Source organism: Variovorax sp. ISS6, from assembly GCF_056523145.1.
In genome coordinates this window covers 5,553,896-5,570,499 of record NZ_JAWRZC010000001.1, presented here as the reverse complement: position 1 = coordinate 5,570,499, position 16,604 = coordinate 5,553,896, and the positions used below count along the sequence as shown (strand labels likewise).

The following is a 16,604-nucleotide window of genomic DNA, read 5'->3' as shown; positions in this document are numbered from 1 at the left end:
GATTTTAGGTCGGGCGGCGCCAAAGCGGTCACCCCCTTCGGGTGGAGCGTCGCCGCAGCAACGCGGCCGCCCCCAGCGCCGCCGCCATGACCAGCAGCGACACCACGGTGGTCACCGTGCCGAGGGCATAGATCGAAGGGGTGGTCACGGTCGAGGTCAGGCCCTGCAGCTCGAGCGGCAGGGTGTTGACGTCGCCGATGGCCTGCGAGGTGCGCGCGATCTCGTCCCACGAGAGAGTGAAGCCGAACATGCCGATGCCCACGATCGAGGGGCCGATCAGCGGCAGCACGACGAAGCGGAAGGTCTGCCAGGGCGTGGCGCCGAGGTCGCGCGCGGCCTCCTCGTAGGCCGGGTTGAAGCGGTTGAAGACCGCGAACATGATGAGCAGCCCGAAGGGCAGGGTCCAGGTGAGGTGGGCGCCGAGGGCGGAACTGAACAGGCCGAGCGCGGTGCCGTAGCCCTCGAGCAGGGTGGTGGCATCGATGGCGGTCAGCAGGGCCTTGATGCCGGTGTCGAGCAGCCGGAACTGCAGCCCGATGCCCAGCGAAATGATGATCGAGGGCATGATCAGGCTCGCGACCGTGACGAAGAACAGGGTGTTCCCGCCCGCGAGCTTCTTGCGGAACGCGAGGCCGGCGAGCACCGAGAGCACGACGGTGAAGCCCATGACCACGGCGCCCAGCGCGAGCGAACGCCGGAACGCGGCGCCGATGTCGACCGTGCCCAGGCCCTCGGCGAGCTTGTGGAACCAGTGCAGCGAGACGCCCCGCAGCGGGAAGGTCAGGCCGCCTTCGGGGCCCTGGAAGCTCAGCACGAAGATCGTGATCATCGGGCCGTAGAGGAACAGCACGAAGAGGGCGAAGACGGTGGCCAGGGGCCAGAAGCCCTTGTTGCGTTTCTCTCTGATGTGCGGGGTCACTAGAGCTCCTTGCGAATGTCGACCAGCCGCGTCAGCCCCCAGATGATCATCAGCACCACGGCCAGCAGGATCATCGCGTTGGCCGCCGCCAGCGGGAACTGCAGGTACGAAGTCTGCACCTGGATGATCTTGCCGATCGAGGCGATCTGCTGGCCGCCCATCACGCCGATGGTCACGAAGTCGCCCATCACGATCGTGATGACGAAGATCGAGCCGATCAGGATGCCCGTGCGCGACAGCGGCACCACCACGTTCCACAGCGTCTGCCAGCCCGAGGCGCCCGCATCGTTCGCGGCCTCGAGCAGCGAGCGGTCGATGCGCATCATGCTGTTGAAGATCGGCACGATCATGAACATCGTGTAGAGGTGCACGAAGGCCAGCACCACCGAGAAGTCGGAGAACAGCAGCCACTCCACCGGCTGCTGCACCAGCCCCAGGCCCATCAGCGCCTGGTTCACCAGTCCGTTGCGGCCCAAGAGCGGTACCCACGAGATCATGCGGATCACGTTCGAGGTCCAGAACGGCACCGTGCACAGCACGAACAGCACCGTCTGCATCGTCGACGAGCGCACGTGGAAGGCCAGGAAGTAGGCCACCGAGAAACCGATCAGCAGCGTGATGCCCCAGACCAGCAGGCAGAACTTGAAGGTGCTCAGGTAGGTGTTGAGCGTCACGCAGAGATCGCCGTTGTCGGTCAGCCGCGAACAGCCCTCGAACAGGCTCAGGTAGTTGCGCAGCGTGAACGCCGGGATCAGCTCGTACTCGTTGAAGTTCCACAGGCTCACCATCGCCACCAGCGCCAGCGGAACCAGGAAGAACAGCAGGAACACCAGCGCGAACGGCGCCGCCTGCCACCACGCCTTCACGGCATGCAGGGGCGCGGTGGCGGCGTTCGCGCGGGTGGTGGGTGCACTCACGGGATCAGGCCGCGACGAACTCGTTCCACTTGCGGACCATGTACTCGTTCTCGTCCATCACCGCGTTCCAGCAGGCGATGCCGCCCATGCGCTGCTCGTAGCTGCCGCCGTCGCGTACCGCGCCGGCCTTGGCGATCACGTCGCCCTGCGGGCTCTTGATGTCCTGCGCCGCGGGCTTGCCCTCCATCCAGTAGGCCCATTCGTAGGCTTCCATCTTGGTCTTCGCGGTGTCGAGCACCGCGCTGTAGTAGCCCTGACGGTTGAGGTAGGCGCCGGCCCAGCCGTCGAGGAACCAGTTGATGAACTCGTAGGCCGCGTCGAGCTTCTTGCCCGACAACGTGGCCGGCAGGCCGAAGCCCGAGGCCCAGGCGCGATAGCCCTCCTTGAGCGGCTGGAAGGTGCAGTCGATGCCCTTGCTGCGCACGGCCGTCACGGCCGGCGACCACATCGACTGGATCACCACCTCGCCCGAGGCCATCAGGTTGACCGACTCGTTGAAGTCCTTCCACAGCGCGCGGAACTGGCCGGCCTTCTTGGCCTCGATCAGCGTCTTGATCGTGAGGTCGATCTCGGCCTTGGTCATGTTGCCCTTGTCGGCGTACTTGTGGATGCCCTTGGCCTCCACCACCATCGCCGCGTCCATGATGCCGATCGAGGGGATGTTGAGGATCGCGGTCTTGCCCTTGAACTCCGGGTTCAGCAGCTCAGCCCAGGAGCCGATCGGGCGCTTGATGAGGTCGGGGCGGATGCCCAGCGTGTCGGCGTTGTAGGTGGTCGGGATCAGCGACATGAACTGCGTGGCCGACTTGGCGAAGGCCTTGCTCTTCTCGCCCTCGAGGTAGATCACCTTCACGGGCGCCGTGCCCTGGTCGCCGACCTTCTTGCCCGCCACCTCGCCCTTGGTGAACAGCGAGGTGATCTTGTCGGCGTTCTTCACGCGCTTGCTGTCGATGCCCTTGAGGTTGCCGGTCGGCACGATCTTCTTGAGAGAGAAGAACTCGGTGTCGATCAGGTCGAAGCTGTTGGGCGCCGTCACCGCGCGCTTGGTCACGTCGTCGGTGGTCACGGCCACGTACTGGATCTCGATGCCGGTGTCGGCCTTGAACTTCTCGGCGATCGCCTTGTCCTGGTTCACGGCCGTGCCGAGATAGCGCAGCACCACCTTGTCCTGCGCATGCACGAAGGGCGCGATGCCCGTGGCCAGGATGCCGGCCGTGCCTTGCAGCAGCGTGCGGCGCTTGAGTCCGAGGGTCGGGTCGATGATGTCGGTCATGCTGGGTCTCCTGAAAGAAAGGGGAGGAACGCGGAAGGGAAGAAAGAAAAGAGGGGGCTCAGAGCGTCATCGCGAGCGCCGCCGTGTCGTCGCGCAGCGCGGCGGCGGGCTGCGGCGCGCGTTCGCCCGGCGGCTTGGCGCCCGGCCCGAGCACGCGCGCATCGGCCTCGGCCCACGACAGCCGCACGGCCTCGCCGAGCGCATAGGGCCGCGCGAGGAACGCGGCCTCGCCGAGCTGCACCGAGACATTCGCGCGCCCGGGCGCGGCCGCGTCGAGCGCGAGACCCAGCAGCACGTAGGTGCCCTGGTATTCGACGTCGGTGACGGTGGCGGCGATGCCTTCCGACGCCTCGGCGGCCGGTGCGATCCGCATGCGGTCGTTGCGCACCGCGATCGGGCCGGCGGGCGTGTCGAGCACGTTGTGGCCGCCCATGAAGCGCGCCACGAATTCGCTGGCCGGATGGTTGTAGACCGCGTGCGGCGAGCCGACCTGCTCGATCACGCCGTGGTTCATCACCACCATGGTGTCGGCCAGCGCCATCGCTTCCTCCTGCGAGTGCGTGACGTGCACGAAGGTCAGGCCCAGTTCCTTCTGCCAGCGCCGCAGCTCGGCGCGCATCTGGATGCGCAGGAAGGGGTCGAGCGCCGACAGCGGCTCGTCGAGCAGCAGCACGCGCGGCTCGGTGATCAGCGCGCGCGCCAGCGCCACGCGCTGTTGTTGGCCGCCCGAGAGCTCGCCGGGCTTGCGCGCGGCCAGGTGGCCCATCGCGACGCGCTCGAGCAGCGCATTGGCGCGCTGCTGGCGCTCGGCTTTGGCGACGCCCTTCATCTTGAGGCTGAAGGCCACGTTGTCGGTGGCCGACAGGTGCGGGAACAGCGCGAAGCTCTGGAACATCATCGCCGTGCCGCGCGCGGCGGCCGGCAGGTCGGTGATGTTGCGGTTGTCGAGCAGGATGTCGCCGCTGGTCACCGACTCGTGGCCCGCGATCATGCGCAGCGTGGTGCTCTTGCCGCAGCCCGAGGGGCCGAGCAGGCAGCAGTAGCTGCCGCTGGCGATGCGCAGGTCGATCCGGTCGACGGCGGCCGGGGTGCCCGGGGCGTAGCGCTTGCTCAGCGCGACGATCTCGATGGCGGCGGGGACGGGCGTGGCGACGGCATTCATTGCCCGTGGCCGAGCACGATCCATGCCCGCGGCCGCCGGGCGGGGCCGCCTCTACGCCTTAGGGCGTACGGCGCGCGCCGGGGTCAGGTGCCGAAGCGGTCCGCGTCCGCGGGCAGGCCGGCGGCGGCCAGGCCGCGCAGCACGTCGCCCACCACGATCACCGCCGGGCTCGCGAGGCCGGCCTCGGCGATGCCGCGCTGCAGCCGGCCCAGCGTGGTCGCGACGTGGCGCTGCTGCGGCAGGCTCGCATGCTGGATCACGGCCACCGGCGTGCCGGCCGGCAGGCCGTGCAGCAGCTCGTGCTCGATATGGGCCGCGCCCGACACGCCCATGTAGATCACCAGCGTGAGCCGCGCGCCGTGCGCGGTCGCGGCCAGCGCGCGCCAGTCGGTCGGATCGTCGGCGGCACCGGCGCCCGTCTTCGCATGGCCGGTGACGAACACCACGCCCTGCGCATGGTCGCGGTGCGTGAGCGGCACGCCCAGCGCGGTGACGGCCGCGAGGCCGGCCGTGATGCCGTTGACCACCGCGCATTCGATGCCGGCCTCGCGCAGGTGCTCGACCTCCTCGCCGCCGCGGCCGAAGATGAAGGGGTCGCCGCCCTTGAGCCGCACCACCGTCTCGCCCTCGCGCACCGCGGTGATCATCAGCCGCTCGATGAAGGCCTGCGGCGTGCTCTTGCAGCCGCCGCGCTTGCCCACGTGCACGATGCGCGCATCGGGCCGGGCATGGGCCTGCACGATGGCGTCGTTCACGAGGTCGTCGACCAGCAGCACCGTGGCGGCCTGGATCGCCTTCACGGCCTTGACGGTCAGCAGCTCGGGGTCGCCCGGGCCGGCGCCCACCAGCGTGCAGCGGCCGGCGATGAGGGAGGGGGTGGGGGCGTTCGTTGTCATGCGTGGGATGCCAGTTGCGTGATGTACCGGACCTGCGTTGCGATCGCCTCGGGCACGGGGAGCTCGCCCGCCAGCACGCGGCGCGTGTAGTCGGCCGTGGTCGCGACGTCGATGTCCTTCGGCAGGCCGGGCACCTCGGGGTCGGTGCCGGGCTGCTGGGCCTGCAGCTCGGTGCGCACGCCGCGCACGAAGCCGTCGATCTGGGCGGTGCGGCGCGGGTCCGACACCACCTCGCCCTCGAGGCCGCGCGACAGCAGCGCCGTCATGCCGGTGAGCTCGAAGGTGTCGGCCATGACGCGCGCGTATTCGGGATGGGTGTAGCTGCCGACCACCACGCAGGCGCCGGCGCCGGGCTGCATCAGCTTGACCACGCTGTGGCCCGGGTTGCGCAGGCCGACCACGCGGCGCACGTCGAGCAGCCGCTTGAGGCCCGGGCTCATCAGCTCGGTGGCGGCGAAGGCGGCCTCGCCGGCGGCGATTTCGCGCACCGCGGCCAGCGGCGCGATGCCCAGCGCCTCGAGCACGTTGGAGGCCAGCACGCGCGCGGTTTCGGTGGCGCTGCCGTGCACCAGCACCGGCAGGCCCTCGCGCGCCAGCAGCAGCGCCAGCAGCGGCGTGAGCACCGGCAGCTTGCGCGCGCCGTTGTAGCTGGGCAGCACGACCAGCGGGCGTTCGGTGGCGGGAAAGCACACCAGCCGCGCATGCGTGGCATCGAGGAAGCCGGCCATCTCCTCGGGCGTTTCGCCCTTGATGCGCATCGCGAGGCAGAAGCCGCCGATCTCGAGGTCGGTGACGGTGCCATCGAGCACCTGGCCGAACAGGTCGCAGGCCTGTTCGCGCGACAACGGCCGGGCGCCGCGCGCGCCCCGGCCGATTTCCTTGATGTAGTGGCTGATTCCCATGGGTAGGCGGATTGTCCCGCAAGGCTTATGCCGGAATGAAAGTCGGCTTATGCATGGTTTCTTGAAAGCGGACCGCCGGACGCAGAGGACGCGAAGGTTGCGCAAAGAGCGCAAAAAGAAGACATGAAATTCTTGAGGTTCTCCTTTCGCGTCCTTCGCGCAACCTTCGCGTCCTCTGCGTCCGGAAGTCCGTATTCATACGGCCACCGCAGCCTCGACCGGTGTCGCCCGCACCCGCCGCTTGAGTTCGGGAATGCACGAACCGCAGTTGGTGCCGCATTTCAGCGCCCCCTGCAGCGCGGCCAGCCGTTCCGCGGGCGAGCCGTCGCAGCGCCGCAGCTGGCGCTCGATCGCGAGGTCGGTCACGTTGAAGCAGGTGCAGACCGGCTTGCCGCGCGACTGCACCGCCACCGGGGCACGCGCGCCGGGCGACAGCAGCAGCCGGCCGTAGTCCTGCGCCGGCAGCTCCTCGCGCAGCACGGTGGCGATCCAGGCCTCGGCGCTGGTGTCGCCGCCCAGCAGGAAGGCCTCGAGCCGCGCGCCGTCGGCCCGGCGCGCCAGCCGCGCCGCGCGGCGCTGGCCGCGGCGACGGTCGGCATAGCGCAGGGTGTCGGGTGCCTGCAGGCCCAGCAGGCCCTCGATGCGCGAGAGCAGGGCGTCGTCGGGCGCTTCGTGGGCGGCGGCGCGGAACAGCAGGCCGCCGCGGCTGCCGTCGGCGCCCGAGAAGGGCACGCAGGCCGCGAACGGGAAGGCCGCCATCAGAGCCTGCAGCGCGCGGCGCGCGGCCAGCGCGTCGTCGTCGGGCAGCCAGGCCATGGCCAGCAGCGACCAGGGCAGCTCGGCCTTGAGGATCTTGACCGGTACGTGCTTGAGCTCGGGTTGCTTCGAGATGGGGCAGTACGCCGGCGTGGTGACGGTATTGATGCCGGCGAGCGGCGTGCCGGTGGAGGACGAGCCGCCCAGGTACTCGCCGCCCCAGTGCATCGCGACGAAGGCCTGGTCGGGCGCGATCTCCTCGCTGGCGCGCGCGGGCAGCAGGATCGAACCGCGCCGCGAGCTCAGGTGCACCAGGTCGCCCTCGCGCAGCGCGCGCCGCGCCATGTCCTGCGGGTTCATCTGCACCGCGGGCTCGGCCACGTGGCCGAACAGCCGGCCGACGTTGCCGGTGCGGCTCATGCCGTGCCACTGGTCGCGCAGCCGGCCGGTGTTGAGCGAGAACGGCCAGCGCGGCTCGCGCGGCTCGGCCAGCGGGCGGTAGACGGTGTCGGCGAAGCGCGCGCGGCCGTCGGGCGTGGGGAACACGCCGTCCTCGTAGAGCCGCGCGCGGCCGGCCGTTTCGCCCTCGCGCAGCGGCCATTGCTGCGGGCCGGCGTGCTCGAGCAGCGCCCAGCTCAGGCCTGTGATGTCGAGGTCGCGCCCGCGCGTCGATTCGCGGTGCTCGTTCCAGACCGACTCGGCGTTCCCGTAGGGAAACAGCGTGGCCGCGCGGCCCAGCCTCGCCTCGAGCCGGCGCGCGAATTCGGCCGCGATCGACCAGTCGTGGCGCGCTTCGCCGGCCGGCGGCACGGCGGGGCGCACGCGCGAGATGCGGCGCTCGCTGTTGGTGACCGTGCCTTCCTTCTCGCCCCAGGTGGTGGCCGGCAGCAGCAGGTCGGCGTAGGCGCAGGTGGCGGTGGTGGCGAAGGCTTCCTGCACCACCACGAACTCGGCGCGCTCGAGCGCGCGGCGCACCGTGGCCTGGTCGGGCATCGACTGGGCCGGGTTGGTGCAGGCGATCCACAGCGCGCGGATCTCGCCGTCGGCCGCGGCCTGGAACATCTCGACCGCGGTCTTGCCGGGCTGCGCGGGCACCGAGGGCACGCCCCAGAGCGCCGCCACCTCGGCGCGGTGCGCCGGGTTCGCGAGATCGCGGTGCGCGCTCAGCAGGTTCGCGAGGCCGCCGACCTCGCGCCCGCCCATCGCATTGGGCTGGCCGGTCAGCGAGAACGGCCCGGCGCCCGCGCGCCCGATCTGGCCCGTGGCCAGGTGCAGGTTGATCAGCGCGGCATTCTTCGCGGTGCCGCTCGAGGACTGGTTGAGGCCCTGGCAGTACAGGCTCAGCGTGGCCGGCGAGGTGGCGAACAGCCGGGCCGCCTCGAACAGCTGCGCGGTCGACAGGCCGCAGACCCGCGCCACCGTCTCGGGCGTGCAGTCGCCTACCGTGGCCTTCAGCGCCTCGAAGCCGCTGGTGTGGGCCGCGATGTAGTCGGCCGCGATCCAGCCTTCGCGCAGCATCAGGTGCAGCATGCCGTTGAACAGCATCACGTCGGTCCCCGGCTGCAGCGGCAGGAACAGGTCGGCGATCTCCACCGTGTCGGTGCGGCGCGGGTCGGCCACCACGATCTTCAGCGCCGGGTTGGCAGCCTTCGCGTCCTCGATGCGCCTGAACAGGATCGGATGGGCCCAGGCGGTGTTGCTGCCGACGATGAACAGGCACTGCGCGTGCCGCAGGTCGTCGTAGCAGGCGGGCGGCGCGTCGGCGCCCAGCGTCTGCTTGTAGCCGGCCACCGCGCTGCTCATGCACAGGCGCGAGTTGGTGTCGATGTTGTTGGTGCCGACCAGGCCCTTGGCGAGCTTGTTGAAGACGTAGTAGTCCTCGGTGAGCAGCTGGCCCGAGACGTAGAAGCCGACCGCGTCGGGGCCGTTCGCCTGCACGATGCCCGCGAAGCGGCCGGCCGCCTGCTCGAGCGCCGCATCCCAGTCCAGCGGCTGCGGTGCCTCGCCGCGGCGCGCGCGCTGCATCGGGCGCAGCAGCCGCGTCTGGCGCGTGATCGGCGCGCTGGCCGTCAGGTGCAGGGTCGAGCCCTTGGTGCAGAGGCGGCCGAAGTTGGCCGGGTGGTCGGGGTCGCCGCGCACGCCCGTGATCTGCGCGCCCTCGGACTCGATGATCACGCCGCAGCCGACGCCGCAGTAGGGGCAGGTGGAGCGGGTGTCGGTCATGCGGCCGCCTTCGGTTCGTCCTCGCTGGCAACGGCTTCACCGAACATCAGCCGGTCGCGGATTTCCTGCACGCTGCGCCCTTCGCGCACCAGCGCGTAGTACCAGCTGCCGTCCACCGTGTCGCCGTAGAGGCAGGCGCCCACCAGCTTGTCGTCCTTGAGCACCAGCTTCTTGTAGACGCCGCCGAAGGGATCGCTCAGCACGATCTCCTCGGTGCCTTCGCCGCCCATGAACTCGCCCGCGCTGAACAGGTCGATGCCCGTGACCTTGAGCTTGGTCGAGGTCAGCGAGCCCTGGTAGCGGCCGATGCCGAGCTGCGCGAGATGGTTGGCCGCCACCTTGGCCTGCTCGAACAGCGGCGCCACCAGGCCGTAGGCGATGCCGCGGTGCGCCGCGCATTCGCCCACCGCGTAGATGCGCGCATCGGTCACGGTCTGCAGGGTGTCGGTGACCACGATGCCGCGGTGGCAGTGCAGCCGCATGCGCTCGGCCAGCTCGACGTTGGGGCGGATGCCCACGGCCATCACGACCAGGTCGGCCGGGACCTCGGTGCCGTCCTTGAAGCGGATCGCGGTGACGCGGCCGTGCTCGCCGCCGACCAGTTCCTGGGTCTGCGCGCCCATCCTGAAATTGAGGCCGCGTTCCTCGAGCGACTGCTGCAACAGCCGGGCCGCGGTTTCGTCGAGCTGGCGCTCCATGAGCCATGGCATGACGTGCACCACGGTCACCTCCATGCCGCGCCGCATCAGGCCGTTGGCGGCCTCGAGGCCCAACAGGCCGCCGCCGATCACCACCGCATGGCGGTGCGTGCGCGCGGTCTCGATCATGCAGTCGGTGTCGGCGATGTCGCGGTAGGCGATCACGCCCTCGAGCTCCTTGCCGGGCACCGGCAGCATGAAGGGGGTGGAGCCGGTGCAGACCAGCAGGCGGTCGTAGGCGGCCTCGGTGCCGTCGTCGGCGCGCACGATGCGCTTCACGCGGTCGACCTCGACCACCTTCTTCCCGGCATGCACCGCGATGCCGTGGTCGCGGTACCAGTCCCAGCCGTTGAGCACGATCTCGTCGAGCGTCTGCTCGCCCGCGAGCACCGGCGACAGCATGATGCGGTTGTAGTTGGGATGCGGCTCGGCGCCGAACACCGTGATCTCGTAGAGGCCGGGTGCGATCTTCAGCAGCTCCTCGAGCGTGCGCACGCCGGCCATACCGTTGCCGATCAGCACGAGTTTCATCTTCTTCATGGGGCCCTGCCTTTCTGCGACCGAGCGGATATCGAGCGGGCGGGGCGCTGGTGTGCACCGACGTGCCGGGCGGCCCGGCTCGTACCCGGGTCAGGCCGCGGCCTTCTCCACGTGCCCCTGGCGCGTGTAGAGGAAGTCGATCACGGCCTTGCGCGCATGCACGTAGACGGGATCCTCCGCGAGCTCGACGCGGTTGCGCGGGCGCGGGATGTCGACCATGAGCACCTCGCCGATGGTGGCGGCCGGGCCGTTGGTCAGCATCACGATGCGGTCGCTCAGCAGCACGGCCTCGTCCACGTCGTGCGTGACCATCACGACCGTGCTGCGCGTCTTCTGCACGATGGCCAGCAGCTCGTCCTGCAGCTTGGCGCGCGTGAGGGCGTCGAGCGCGCCGAAGGGCTCGTCCATCAGCAGCACCTTGGGCTCCATCGACAGCGCGCGCGCGATGCCCACGCGCTGCTTCATGCCGCCCGAGATCTCGCCGGGGCGCTTCTGCGCCGCGGGCGTGAGGCCGACCAGCGCCAGCGCCGCGTCGGTGCGCGCGCGCAGCTGCGCCTTGTTCTCGGTGGCGGCGAACACGCGCTCGACCGCGAGATAGACGTTCTCGAAGCAGGTGAGCCAGGGCAGCAGCGAATGGTTCTGGAACACCACCGCGCGCTCGGGGCCCGGGCCCTTGATCTCCTTGTTGGCGCACAGCAGCGCGCCCGCGGTGGGCGTGGTGAGCCCGGCGATCAGGTTCAAGAGCGTGGACTTGCCGCAGCCCGAATGGCCGATCAGCGTGATGAACTCGCCTTTGGCCACGTTCAGGTTCACATCGCGCAGCGCGACGAAGCGGCCCTTGGGCGTCTTGAAGGCCTGCTCGACGCCGTGGATCTCGATGTACTTCGACTCGTCGATCATGATTTCACCTCTTCGAACGTGAAGGCCGTCGCGAGCTTGATCAGCGCGAACTCGAGCACCAGGCCGACGATGCCGATCACGAAGATCGCGATGATGATGTTGGCGACGTTGAGGTTGTTCCACTCGTCCCAGACCCAGAAGCCGATGCCCACGCCGCCGGTCAGCATCTCGGCCGCCACGATCACCAGCCAGGCGGTGCCCACGGCCAGCCGCACGCCGGTCAGCATGTAGGGCAGCACGGCCGGGAACAGGATCTTGGTGAGGATCTTCCATTCGCTGAGGTTCAGCACCTTGGCCACGTTCATGTAGTCGCTCGGAACGCGCTGCACGCCCACGGCCGTGTTGATGACCATCGGCCAGATCGAGCAGATGAAGATGGTCCAGATCGCGGCCGGGTTGGCGCCCTTGAACACCAGGAGGCCGATCGGCAGCCAGGCCAGCGGCGAGACGGGGCGCAGCAGGCTGATCAGCGGATTGAACATGCGCGAAAGGAACTCGAAGCGCCCGATCGCGAAGCCGGCCGGAATGCCGACCAGCGCCGCGAGGCCGAAGCCCAGCGCCACGCGCTGCAGCGAGGACAGCACGTTCCAGCCCACGCCCTGGTCGTTCGGGCCCTTGCTGTAGAAGGGATCGCTGAACACCGTGAGCGCCTGCTGCCAGACCGCCAGCGGCGAGGGAAAGCCGGTGGTGCTGCGCATGGCCACGATCTCCCACACCAGCAGCAGCAGGCCGAAGCCCGCGAGCGGCGGCAGCACGCGCATCCAGAAGGCGCGCAAATCGAGCGGCGTGCGCACCCGCGGCTCGGGCGCGGGCAGGGGGCGAACGGGTGCCGCGGTGGCGGCCGCCGGCTTGGCCGCGAGGGCCGGGGCCGACGGCGCGGCGACCGCCTCGAGCGGCGAATGGAAGACTGCGCTGACCATGGTGTTCTCCCTATGCATGGAGCTTGAAGGACTCGGCGTACTTCTTCGGGTCCTTGCCGTCCCAGACCGAACCGTCGAACAGCTTGCTGCTGCGCATCGGGTCCTTGGGCACTGGCGTCTGCGTGGCGGCCGCGGCCTGCTTGTAGATGTCGATGCGGTTGATCTCGGTCGCGACCTTGAGGTAGTCGGGATGCTCCTTGAGCAGGCCCCAGCGCTTGTGCTGCGTGAGGAACCACATGCCGTCGGACAGGTAGGGGAAGCTGACCGCGCCGCCGTTGTAGAACTTCATGTGGTTGGGGTCGTCCCAGCTCTTGCCCAGGCCGTTGACGTAGCGGCCCAGGATGCGCTGGTTGATCGCGTCCACGCTGGTGTTGACGTAGCTCTTGTCGGCGATGGTCTCGGCCATCTTGTTCTTGTTCTGCAGGCCGGTGTCGATCCATTTGCCTGCCTCGAGCACGGCGGCGGTCACGGCGCGCGCGGTGTTCGGGTACTTCTTCGCGAACTCGGCCGTGGTGCCGAGCACCTTCTCGGGATGGTCCTTCCAGATATCCTGCGTGGTGATGGCCGTGATGCCGATGCCGTCCATGATCGCGCGCTGGCCCCAGGGCTCGCCGACGCAGTAGCCGTCCATGTTGCCCACGCGCATGTTGGCCACCATCTGCGGCGGCGGCACGGTGATGTTCTTGACGTCCTTGAACGGGTCGATGCCGGCCGAGGCGAGCCAGTAGTAGAGCCACATCGCGTGGGTGCCGGTGGGGAAGGTCTGGGCGAAGGTGTATTCGCGCTTCTCGCTGGCGATCAGCTTGGCGAGCGAGGCTGCGTCGACCGCGCCCTTGTCGGCCAGCTTCTTCGACAGCGTGATCGCCTGGCCGTTGTTGTTGAGGGTCATGAGCACGGCCATGTCCTTCTTCGGGCCGCTCAGGCCCAGGTGCATGCCGTAGACCAGGCCGTAGAGCACGTGCGCCATGTCGAGGTCGCCGTTGGCCAGCTTGTCGCGCACGCCGGCCCAGCTCGCCTCCTTGCTCGGCACGATCTTCACGCCGTACTTCTTGTCGATGCCCAGCACCGAGGCCATCACCACGCTGGCGCAGTCGGTCAGCGGGATGAAGCCGATCTTCACTTCCTCCTTCTCGGGCTTGTCGGAGCCCTGGGCCCAGACGGCGGCGCGCAGTGCGGGATCGATCCCGACGGCGCCGATGGCGGCGGCCTGCAGCACGCGGCGCCGGCTCAGTTTGGTTTGCAGCGGATCGGACATGGGGCGGACTCCTGCGAAGAGAAAGGCGGAAGACAAAAACGAAAAGGCGTCCTCACCACCGCGGGGGCTGCTCGCAAACGAGCCAGCCCCGCGGGATAAGGACGCCTTTGTCCGGGTCGGTGGACGGCCCCCGCCATTGGGGGCCCTCTGCCTGGAGGCCCGAAAGCCTCATGAAATGTCTTGAGCAAAGCGCGTGCCAGCCCTGCCGCGCGTGGTTTTGCTATGGCTTTGCTAGCTCGATGCGCCGTATGGGTGCGCCCGGGCCTTCGATTCGGTGGGAAAAGGCGGCCGGCGCGTCGGCAGGCACGGTTGTTGTGCACTGCACCAGAGCGGACCGATCGACGCGCAGGTCAACGCGGCAGGTAGTCGGCCATCGCGAGCACCGATTCGGCCACGTCGACCAGCCGACGGTTCTGGTTCATCGCGGTCTGGCGCAGCATCTTGTGCGCCTCTTCCTCGCTCATCCGGCGGTGCGCCATCAAGAGGCCCTTGGCGCGCTCGACCAGCTTGCGCTCGTTGAGTGAGGCGCGCACGGTCTCGAGCTCGTCGCCCATGGCCTGCAGCCGGCGCGACTGGGCCTGCACCATGTCGAGCACCGAGCGCTCGAGCGTGCGGCCATAGAGCGTGGCGGCCTCGGGCGCGGCCGGACGCGCGGCGGCGGGCGCGGGCGCCGGCACGTCGTCGAAGAAGCGCTCGCCGTCGTCGCGCGGCGCCAGGGTGTCGAGCAGGCGCTGGTAGTCCTCGAGTTCGCGCCGCGCCTGCGCGGTCTTGTGGCCGCACTGCAGCCGCAGGTCGTCGGCCAACTGGTCCTCGACGGTGCGCATGGCGTCGATGCGCGCGCTGCAGCAGTCGAACCAGGCCTGGCTCAGCCGCGGGTCGGGCAGGCCGCCCGCGGGCGCCGCGCCCGGATGCACGGTGCCGATGCGGCGCATGCGCTCGAGCCCGGCCAGGGTGCTGTCGCTCTGGCTCTGGCGCCACAGCGCGAGCAGCGCGGGATTCGAGAACTCGGTGAAGACCTGGAAGCAGCGCTCCTGCGACTCGACCAGGTGCAGCCACTGGGCCCGCTGGGTGTCGTCGACGCGGCCCATGGCGAGGGCGGCGGCGCCGAGGGCGCGCTCCTGGCCCGCGAACTCCTTGCCCTGCATGAAGTTGAACAGCGCCACCAGCAGGCGCGAGATCTCGGGGTCGGTGGCGCCGTCGGCGGCCTCGAACACCACCGACAGCAGCCCCGCGACCAGCTTGGCGAAGGCCGCGGTGGCCTGCGCGGGCTGCAGTTCGAGCGCGCCGATGCGCCGGCGCAGGGCCGGCAGGCCATCGAGGCCCGGCAGCACCCAGGCGATGCGGCTGAACAGACGCGTGTGGTTGCCGTCGCCCGCGCGGCCGTGCGCCTCGGCCTCGAGCCGGTCGAAGCCCAGCCGCACCGCCTGCTCGAGTGCCACGCACTCGGCGATCTGCGGATCGCGCTGGTCGCCGAAGCGCGCGCCGCGCGAGGCCAGGAACAGGTTCGACATGCCGCGCTCGCGTTGCAGCGCATGCACGAGCCGGCCGACGGCACCGACCAGCTCGCTGGTGCGCGCGAGCTGCTCGAGTGCGTCGATCTCGCTGCGCCGCGCGGCGATCAGGAAGTGCAGTCCGGATTTCATGGGGTGCCCGAACCGCAGCAACATCCGTGCCGTACCCCCGCGCCAGCAGCCCCTATCGCCCGCCGCCTACACTCGCGGCCATGCTGCTTCTAGGAATCGAATCCTCCTGCGACGAGACCGGCGTGGCGCTGGTCGAGTCGCATGGCGACGCGCTGCCGGTGCTGCGCTCGCATGCGCTGCACAGCCAGATCGCGATGCACCAGGCCTATGGCGGCGTGGTGCCCGAACTCGCGAGCCGCGACCACATCCGCCGCGTGCTGCCGCTGACCGATGCCGTGATGGCCGAGGCCGGGCGCGCGCTGGCCGAGGTCGACGTGGTCGCCTACACGCGCGGCCCCGGCCTCGCGGGCGCGCTGCTCGTGGGCGCGGGCGTGGCCTGCGCGCTGGGCGCGGCGCTCGGCAAGCCCGTGCTGGGCGTGCACCATCTCGAAGGCCACCTGCTGTCGCCGTTCCTGAGCGCCGACCCGCCCGAGTTTCCCTTCGTGGCGCTGCTGGTCTCGGGCGGCCACACCCAGCTCATGCGCGTGGACGGCGTGGGCCGCTACGAGCTGCTGGGCGAAACCATCGACGACGCGGCCGGCGAGGCCTTCGACAAGAGCGCCAAGCTCATGGGCCTGCCGTACCCCGGCGGCCCCTGGCTCGCCAAGCTGGCCGCGGGTGGCGATCCGGCGGCCTTCAAGTTGCCGCGCCCGCTGCTGCACAGCGGCGATCTCGACTTCTCCTTCGCCGGCCTCAAGACGGCCGTGCTCACGCAGGCCAGGAAGCTCGGCGATTCGCTCGAGGCGCGCAAGCCCGACCTCGCGGCCTCCACGCAGGCGGCGATCGTCGAAGTGCTGCTGAAGAAGTCGCTGGCCGCGCTCGAGCAGGCCGGCCTCAAGCGGCTGGTGGTGGCCGGCGGCGTGGGCGCGAACCGCATGCTGCGCGAGCAGTTGAATGCCGCCTGCGCGAAGCGCGGCGTGCGCGTGCACTACCCCGAACTGCACCTGTGCACCGACAACGGCGCGATGATCGCGATGGCCGCGGCGATGCGGCTGCAGTCGGGGCTGTCGCAGCCCACCGAGCGCTACGCTTTCGACGTGAAGCCGCGCTGGCCGATGGCCTCGCTGTCGGCGGACCTGCCCGCCACCGCCTGAGAGCGCCCATGAAAAAGCCCGCACGGCTGGTCGCCGCGCGGGCTTTTTCGCAGGTCGGTTGCGCTTGGACCGGTTGTCTGGATCAGTTGATCTGCAGCTGCGAGACCTGGCTGACCGGCACCACCTTGGCGAGCTTCAGGGTCAGCACGCCGTTCTCGAGCTTGGCTTCGCTGGCCGCTGCGTCGATGTCCAGCGGCAGCTCGTAGGCGGCCTTGAACTGGCGCTTGGCGTCGGCCTTGCTGTCGATGCGGACCACGGCGCCTTCGATGCCGATGCTCAGGTCCTCGCGGGCGAAGCCGGGTACGTCGAGCGACAGGGTCCAGCTCTTGTCGTCCTGCTCGACCAGCGGTGAGCGGCGCGCGGTGCCGGCGAAGGCATCGTTCACGAAGCGTTCGAAGGCGCGATCGTAGGCGCGGGGGGTGAAACGGGTGGCGCGGAGAGCGGGTGCGAAAAACATGGAAGTACTC

At 69.8% G+C, this 16,604-nt stretch carries 13 protein-coding genes and 1 pseudogene; 1 reads left to right on the top strand and 13 read right to left on the bottom strand.

Translation table 11 applies throughout. The features are described from left to right. Positions 1–28: 28 nt before the first annotated feature. The 12 genes and pseudogenes from AC1HIL_RS25725 to AC1HIL_RS25670 all read right to left on the bottom strand — a co-directional run bounded on the left by AC1HIL_RS25725 (position 29) and on the right by AC1HIL_RS25670 (position 15,004). Positions 29–919: an ABC transporter permease gene (locus tag AC1HIL_RS25725; protein ID WP_296737404.1), complete on the bottom strand. Its 891-nt coding sequence runs from the start codon at positions 917–919 to the stop codon at positions 29–31. Next, positions 919–1,836, bottom strand: coding sequence for an ABC transporter permease (locus AC1HIL_RS25720; RefSeq protein WP_261212581.1), 918 nt, complete (start codon positions 1,834–1,836; stop codon positions 919–921). The genes AC1HIL_RS25725 and AC1HIL_RS25720 overlap by 1 nt, the downstream gene beginning before the upstream one ends. Positions 1,837–1,840: 4 nt before the next feature. Continuing rightward, a complete protein-coding gene (locus tag AC1HIL_RS25715; protein WP_057592145.1) occupies positions 1,841–3,109 on the bottom strand; it encodes an ABC transporter substrate-binding protein in 1,269 nt (422 codons plus the stop codon). A gap of 58 nt (positions 3,110–3,167) precedes the next feature. Continuing rightward, positions 3,168–4,271, bottom strand: a complete 1,104-nt coding sequence (locus tag AC1HIL_RS25710) for an ABC transporter ATP-binding protein (protein WP_479670340.1) — start codon at positions 4,269–4,271, stop codon at positions 3,168–3,170. Between the two features lie 83 nt (positions 4,272–4,354). Then, positions 4,355–5,167, bottom strand: coding sequence for a uroporphyrinogen-III C-methyltransferase (gene cobA / locus AC1HIL_RS25705; protein ID WP_479670339.1), 813 nt, complete (start codon positions 5,165–5,167; stop codon positions 4,355–4,357). After that, the gene (gene ybiB, locus AC1HIL_RS25700) at positions 5,164–6,069 is read right to left on the bottom strand and encodes a DNA-binding protein YbiB (protein ID WP_479670338.1); all 906 of its coding nucleotides are present in this window, start codon (positions 6,067–6,069) and stop codon (positions 5,164–5,166) included. The genes cobA and ybiB overlap by 4 nt, the downstream gene beginning before the upstream one ends. A 195-nt stretch (positions 6,070–6,264) precedes the next feature. Next, positions 6,265–9,000 carry a nitrate reductase gene (locus AC1HIL_RS25695; RefSeq protein ID WP_479672442.1) on the bottom strand — a complete coding sequence of 912 codons (2,736 nt, stop codon included), beginning with the start codon at positions 8,998–9,000 and terminating at the stop codon, positions 6,265–6,267. Then, positions 8,986–10,286 (bottom strand): annotated as a pseudogene (locus AC1HIL_RS25690) (FAD-dependent oxidoreductase); the annotation flags it as partial. The gene AC1HIL_RS25695 and the pseudogene AC1HIL_RS25690, both read right to left, overlap by 15 nt. A gap of 90 nt (positions 10,287–10,376) precedes the next feature. Next, positions 10,377–11,186 (bottom strand): ABC transporter ATP-binding protein, encoded by an 810-nt coding sequence (locus AC1HIL_RS25685; protein WP_261212591.1) that lies wholly within the window; start codon positions 11,184–11,186, stop codon positions 10,377–10,379. Continuing rightward, positions 11,183–12,106 carry a nitrate ABC transporter permease gene (gene ntrB, locus AC1HIL_RS25680; protein WP_261212593.1) on the bottom strand — a complete coding sequence of 308 codons (924 nt, stop codon included), beginning with the start codon at positions 12,104–12,106 and terminating at the stop codon, positions 11,183–11,185. Before ntrB ends, AC1HIL_RS25685 begins: the two co-directional genes overlap by 4 nt. Before the next feature lie 10 nt (positions 12,107–12,116). After that, positions 12,117–13,361, bottom strand: a complete 1,245-nt coding sequence (locus AC1HIL_RS25675) for a CmpA/NrtA family ABC transporter substrate-binding protein (protein WP_057592152.1) — start codon at positions 13,359–13,361, stop codon at positions 12,117–12,119. 350 nt (positions 13,362–13,711) lie between these two features. Then, complete coding sequence (locus AC1HIL_RS25670; protein WP_479672784.1) at positions 13,712–15,004, bottom strand: nitrate- and nitrite sensing domain-containing protein; 1,293 nt, start codon at positions 15,002–15,004, stop codon at positions 13,712–13,714. Positions 15,005–15,084: 80 nt separating this feature from the next. Here AC1HIL_RS25670 and tsaD point away from each other — a divergent pair, with 80 nt between their 5' ends. Then, the gene (tsaD, locus tag AC1HIL_RS25665) at positions 15,085–16,137 is read left to right on the top strand and encodes a tRNA (adenosine(37)-N6)-threonylcarbamoyltransferase complex transferase subunit TsaD (protein ID WP_479670336.1); all 1,053 of its coding nucleotides are present in this window, start codon (positions 15,085–15,087) and stop codon (positions 16,135–16,137) included. Positions 16,138–16,219: 82 nt separating this feature from the next. Here the strand turns inward: tsaD and AC1HIL_RS25660 are convergent, their stop codons facing one another. Further along, positions 16,220–16,594 carry an Hsp20/alpha crystallin family protein gene (locus tag AC1HIL_RS25660; RefSeq protein WP_057592155.1) on the bottom strand — a complete coding sequence of 125 codons (375 nt, stop codon included), beginning with the start codon at positions 16,592–16,594 and terminating at the stop codon, positions 16,220–16,222. Positions 16,595–16,604 lie beyond the last annotated feature (10 nt).

Bases quoted from the DNA above. Each gene is read 5' to 3' on its own strand.
- AC1HIL_RS25715 (WP_057592145.1), bottom strand. From the start codon at position 3,109: ATGACCGACATCATCGACCCGACCCTCGGACTCAAGCGCCGCACGCTG.
- AC1HIL_RS25710 (WP_479670340.1), bottom strand. From the start codon at position 4,271: ATGAATGCCGTCGCCACGCCCGTCCCCGCCGCCATCGAGATCGTCGCG.
- cobA (WP_479670339.1), bottom strand. From the start codon at position 5,167: ATGACAACGAACGCCCCCACCCCCTCCCTCATCGCCGGCCGCTGCACG.
- ybiB (WP_479670338.1), bottom strand. From the start codon at position 6,069: ATGGGAATCAGCCACTACATCAAGGAAATCGGCCGGGGCGCGCGCGGC.
- AC1HIL_RS25685 (WP_261212591.1), bottom strand. From the start codon at position 11,186: ATGATCGACGAGTCGAAGTACATCGAGATCCACGGCGTCGAGCAGGCC.
- ntrB (WP_261212593.1), bottom strand. From the start codon at position 12,106: ATGGTCAGCGCAGTCTTCCATTCGCCGCTCGAGGCGGTCGCCGCGCCG.
- AC1HIL_RS25675 (WP_057592152.1), bottom strand. From the start codon at position 13,361: ATGTCCGATCCGCTGCAAACCAAACTGAGCCGGCGCCGCGTGCTGCAG.
- AC1HIL_RS25670 (WP_479672784.1), bottom strand. From the start codon at position 15,004: ATGAAATCCGGACTGCACTTCCTGATCGCCGCGCGGCGCAGCGAGATC.
- tsaD (WP_479670336.1), top strand. From the start codon at position 15,085: ATGCTGCTTCTAGGAATCGAATCCTCCTGCGACGAGACCGGCGTGGCG.
- AC1HIL_RS25660 (WP_057592155.1), bottom strand. From the start codon at position 16,594: ATGTTTTTCGCACCCGCTCTCCGCGCCACCCGTTTCACCCCCCGCGCC.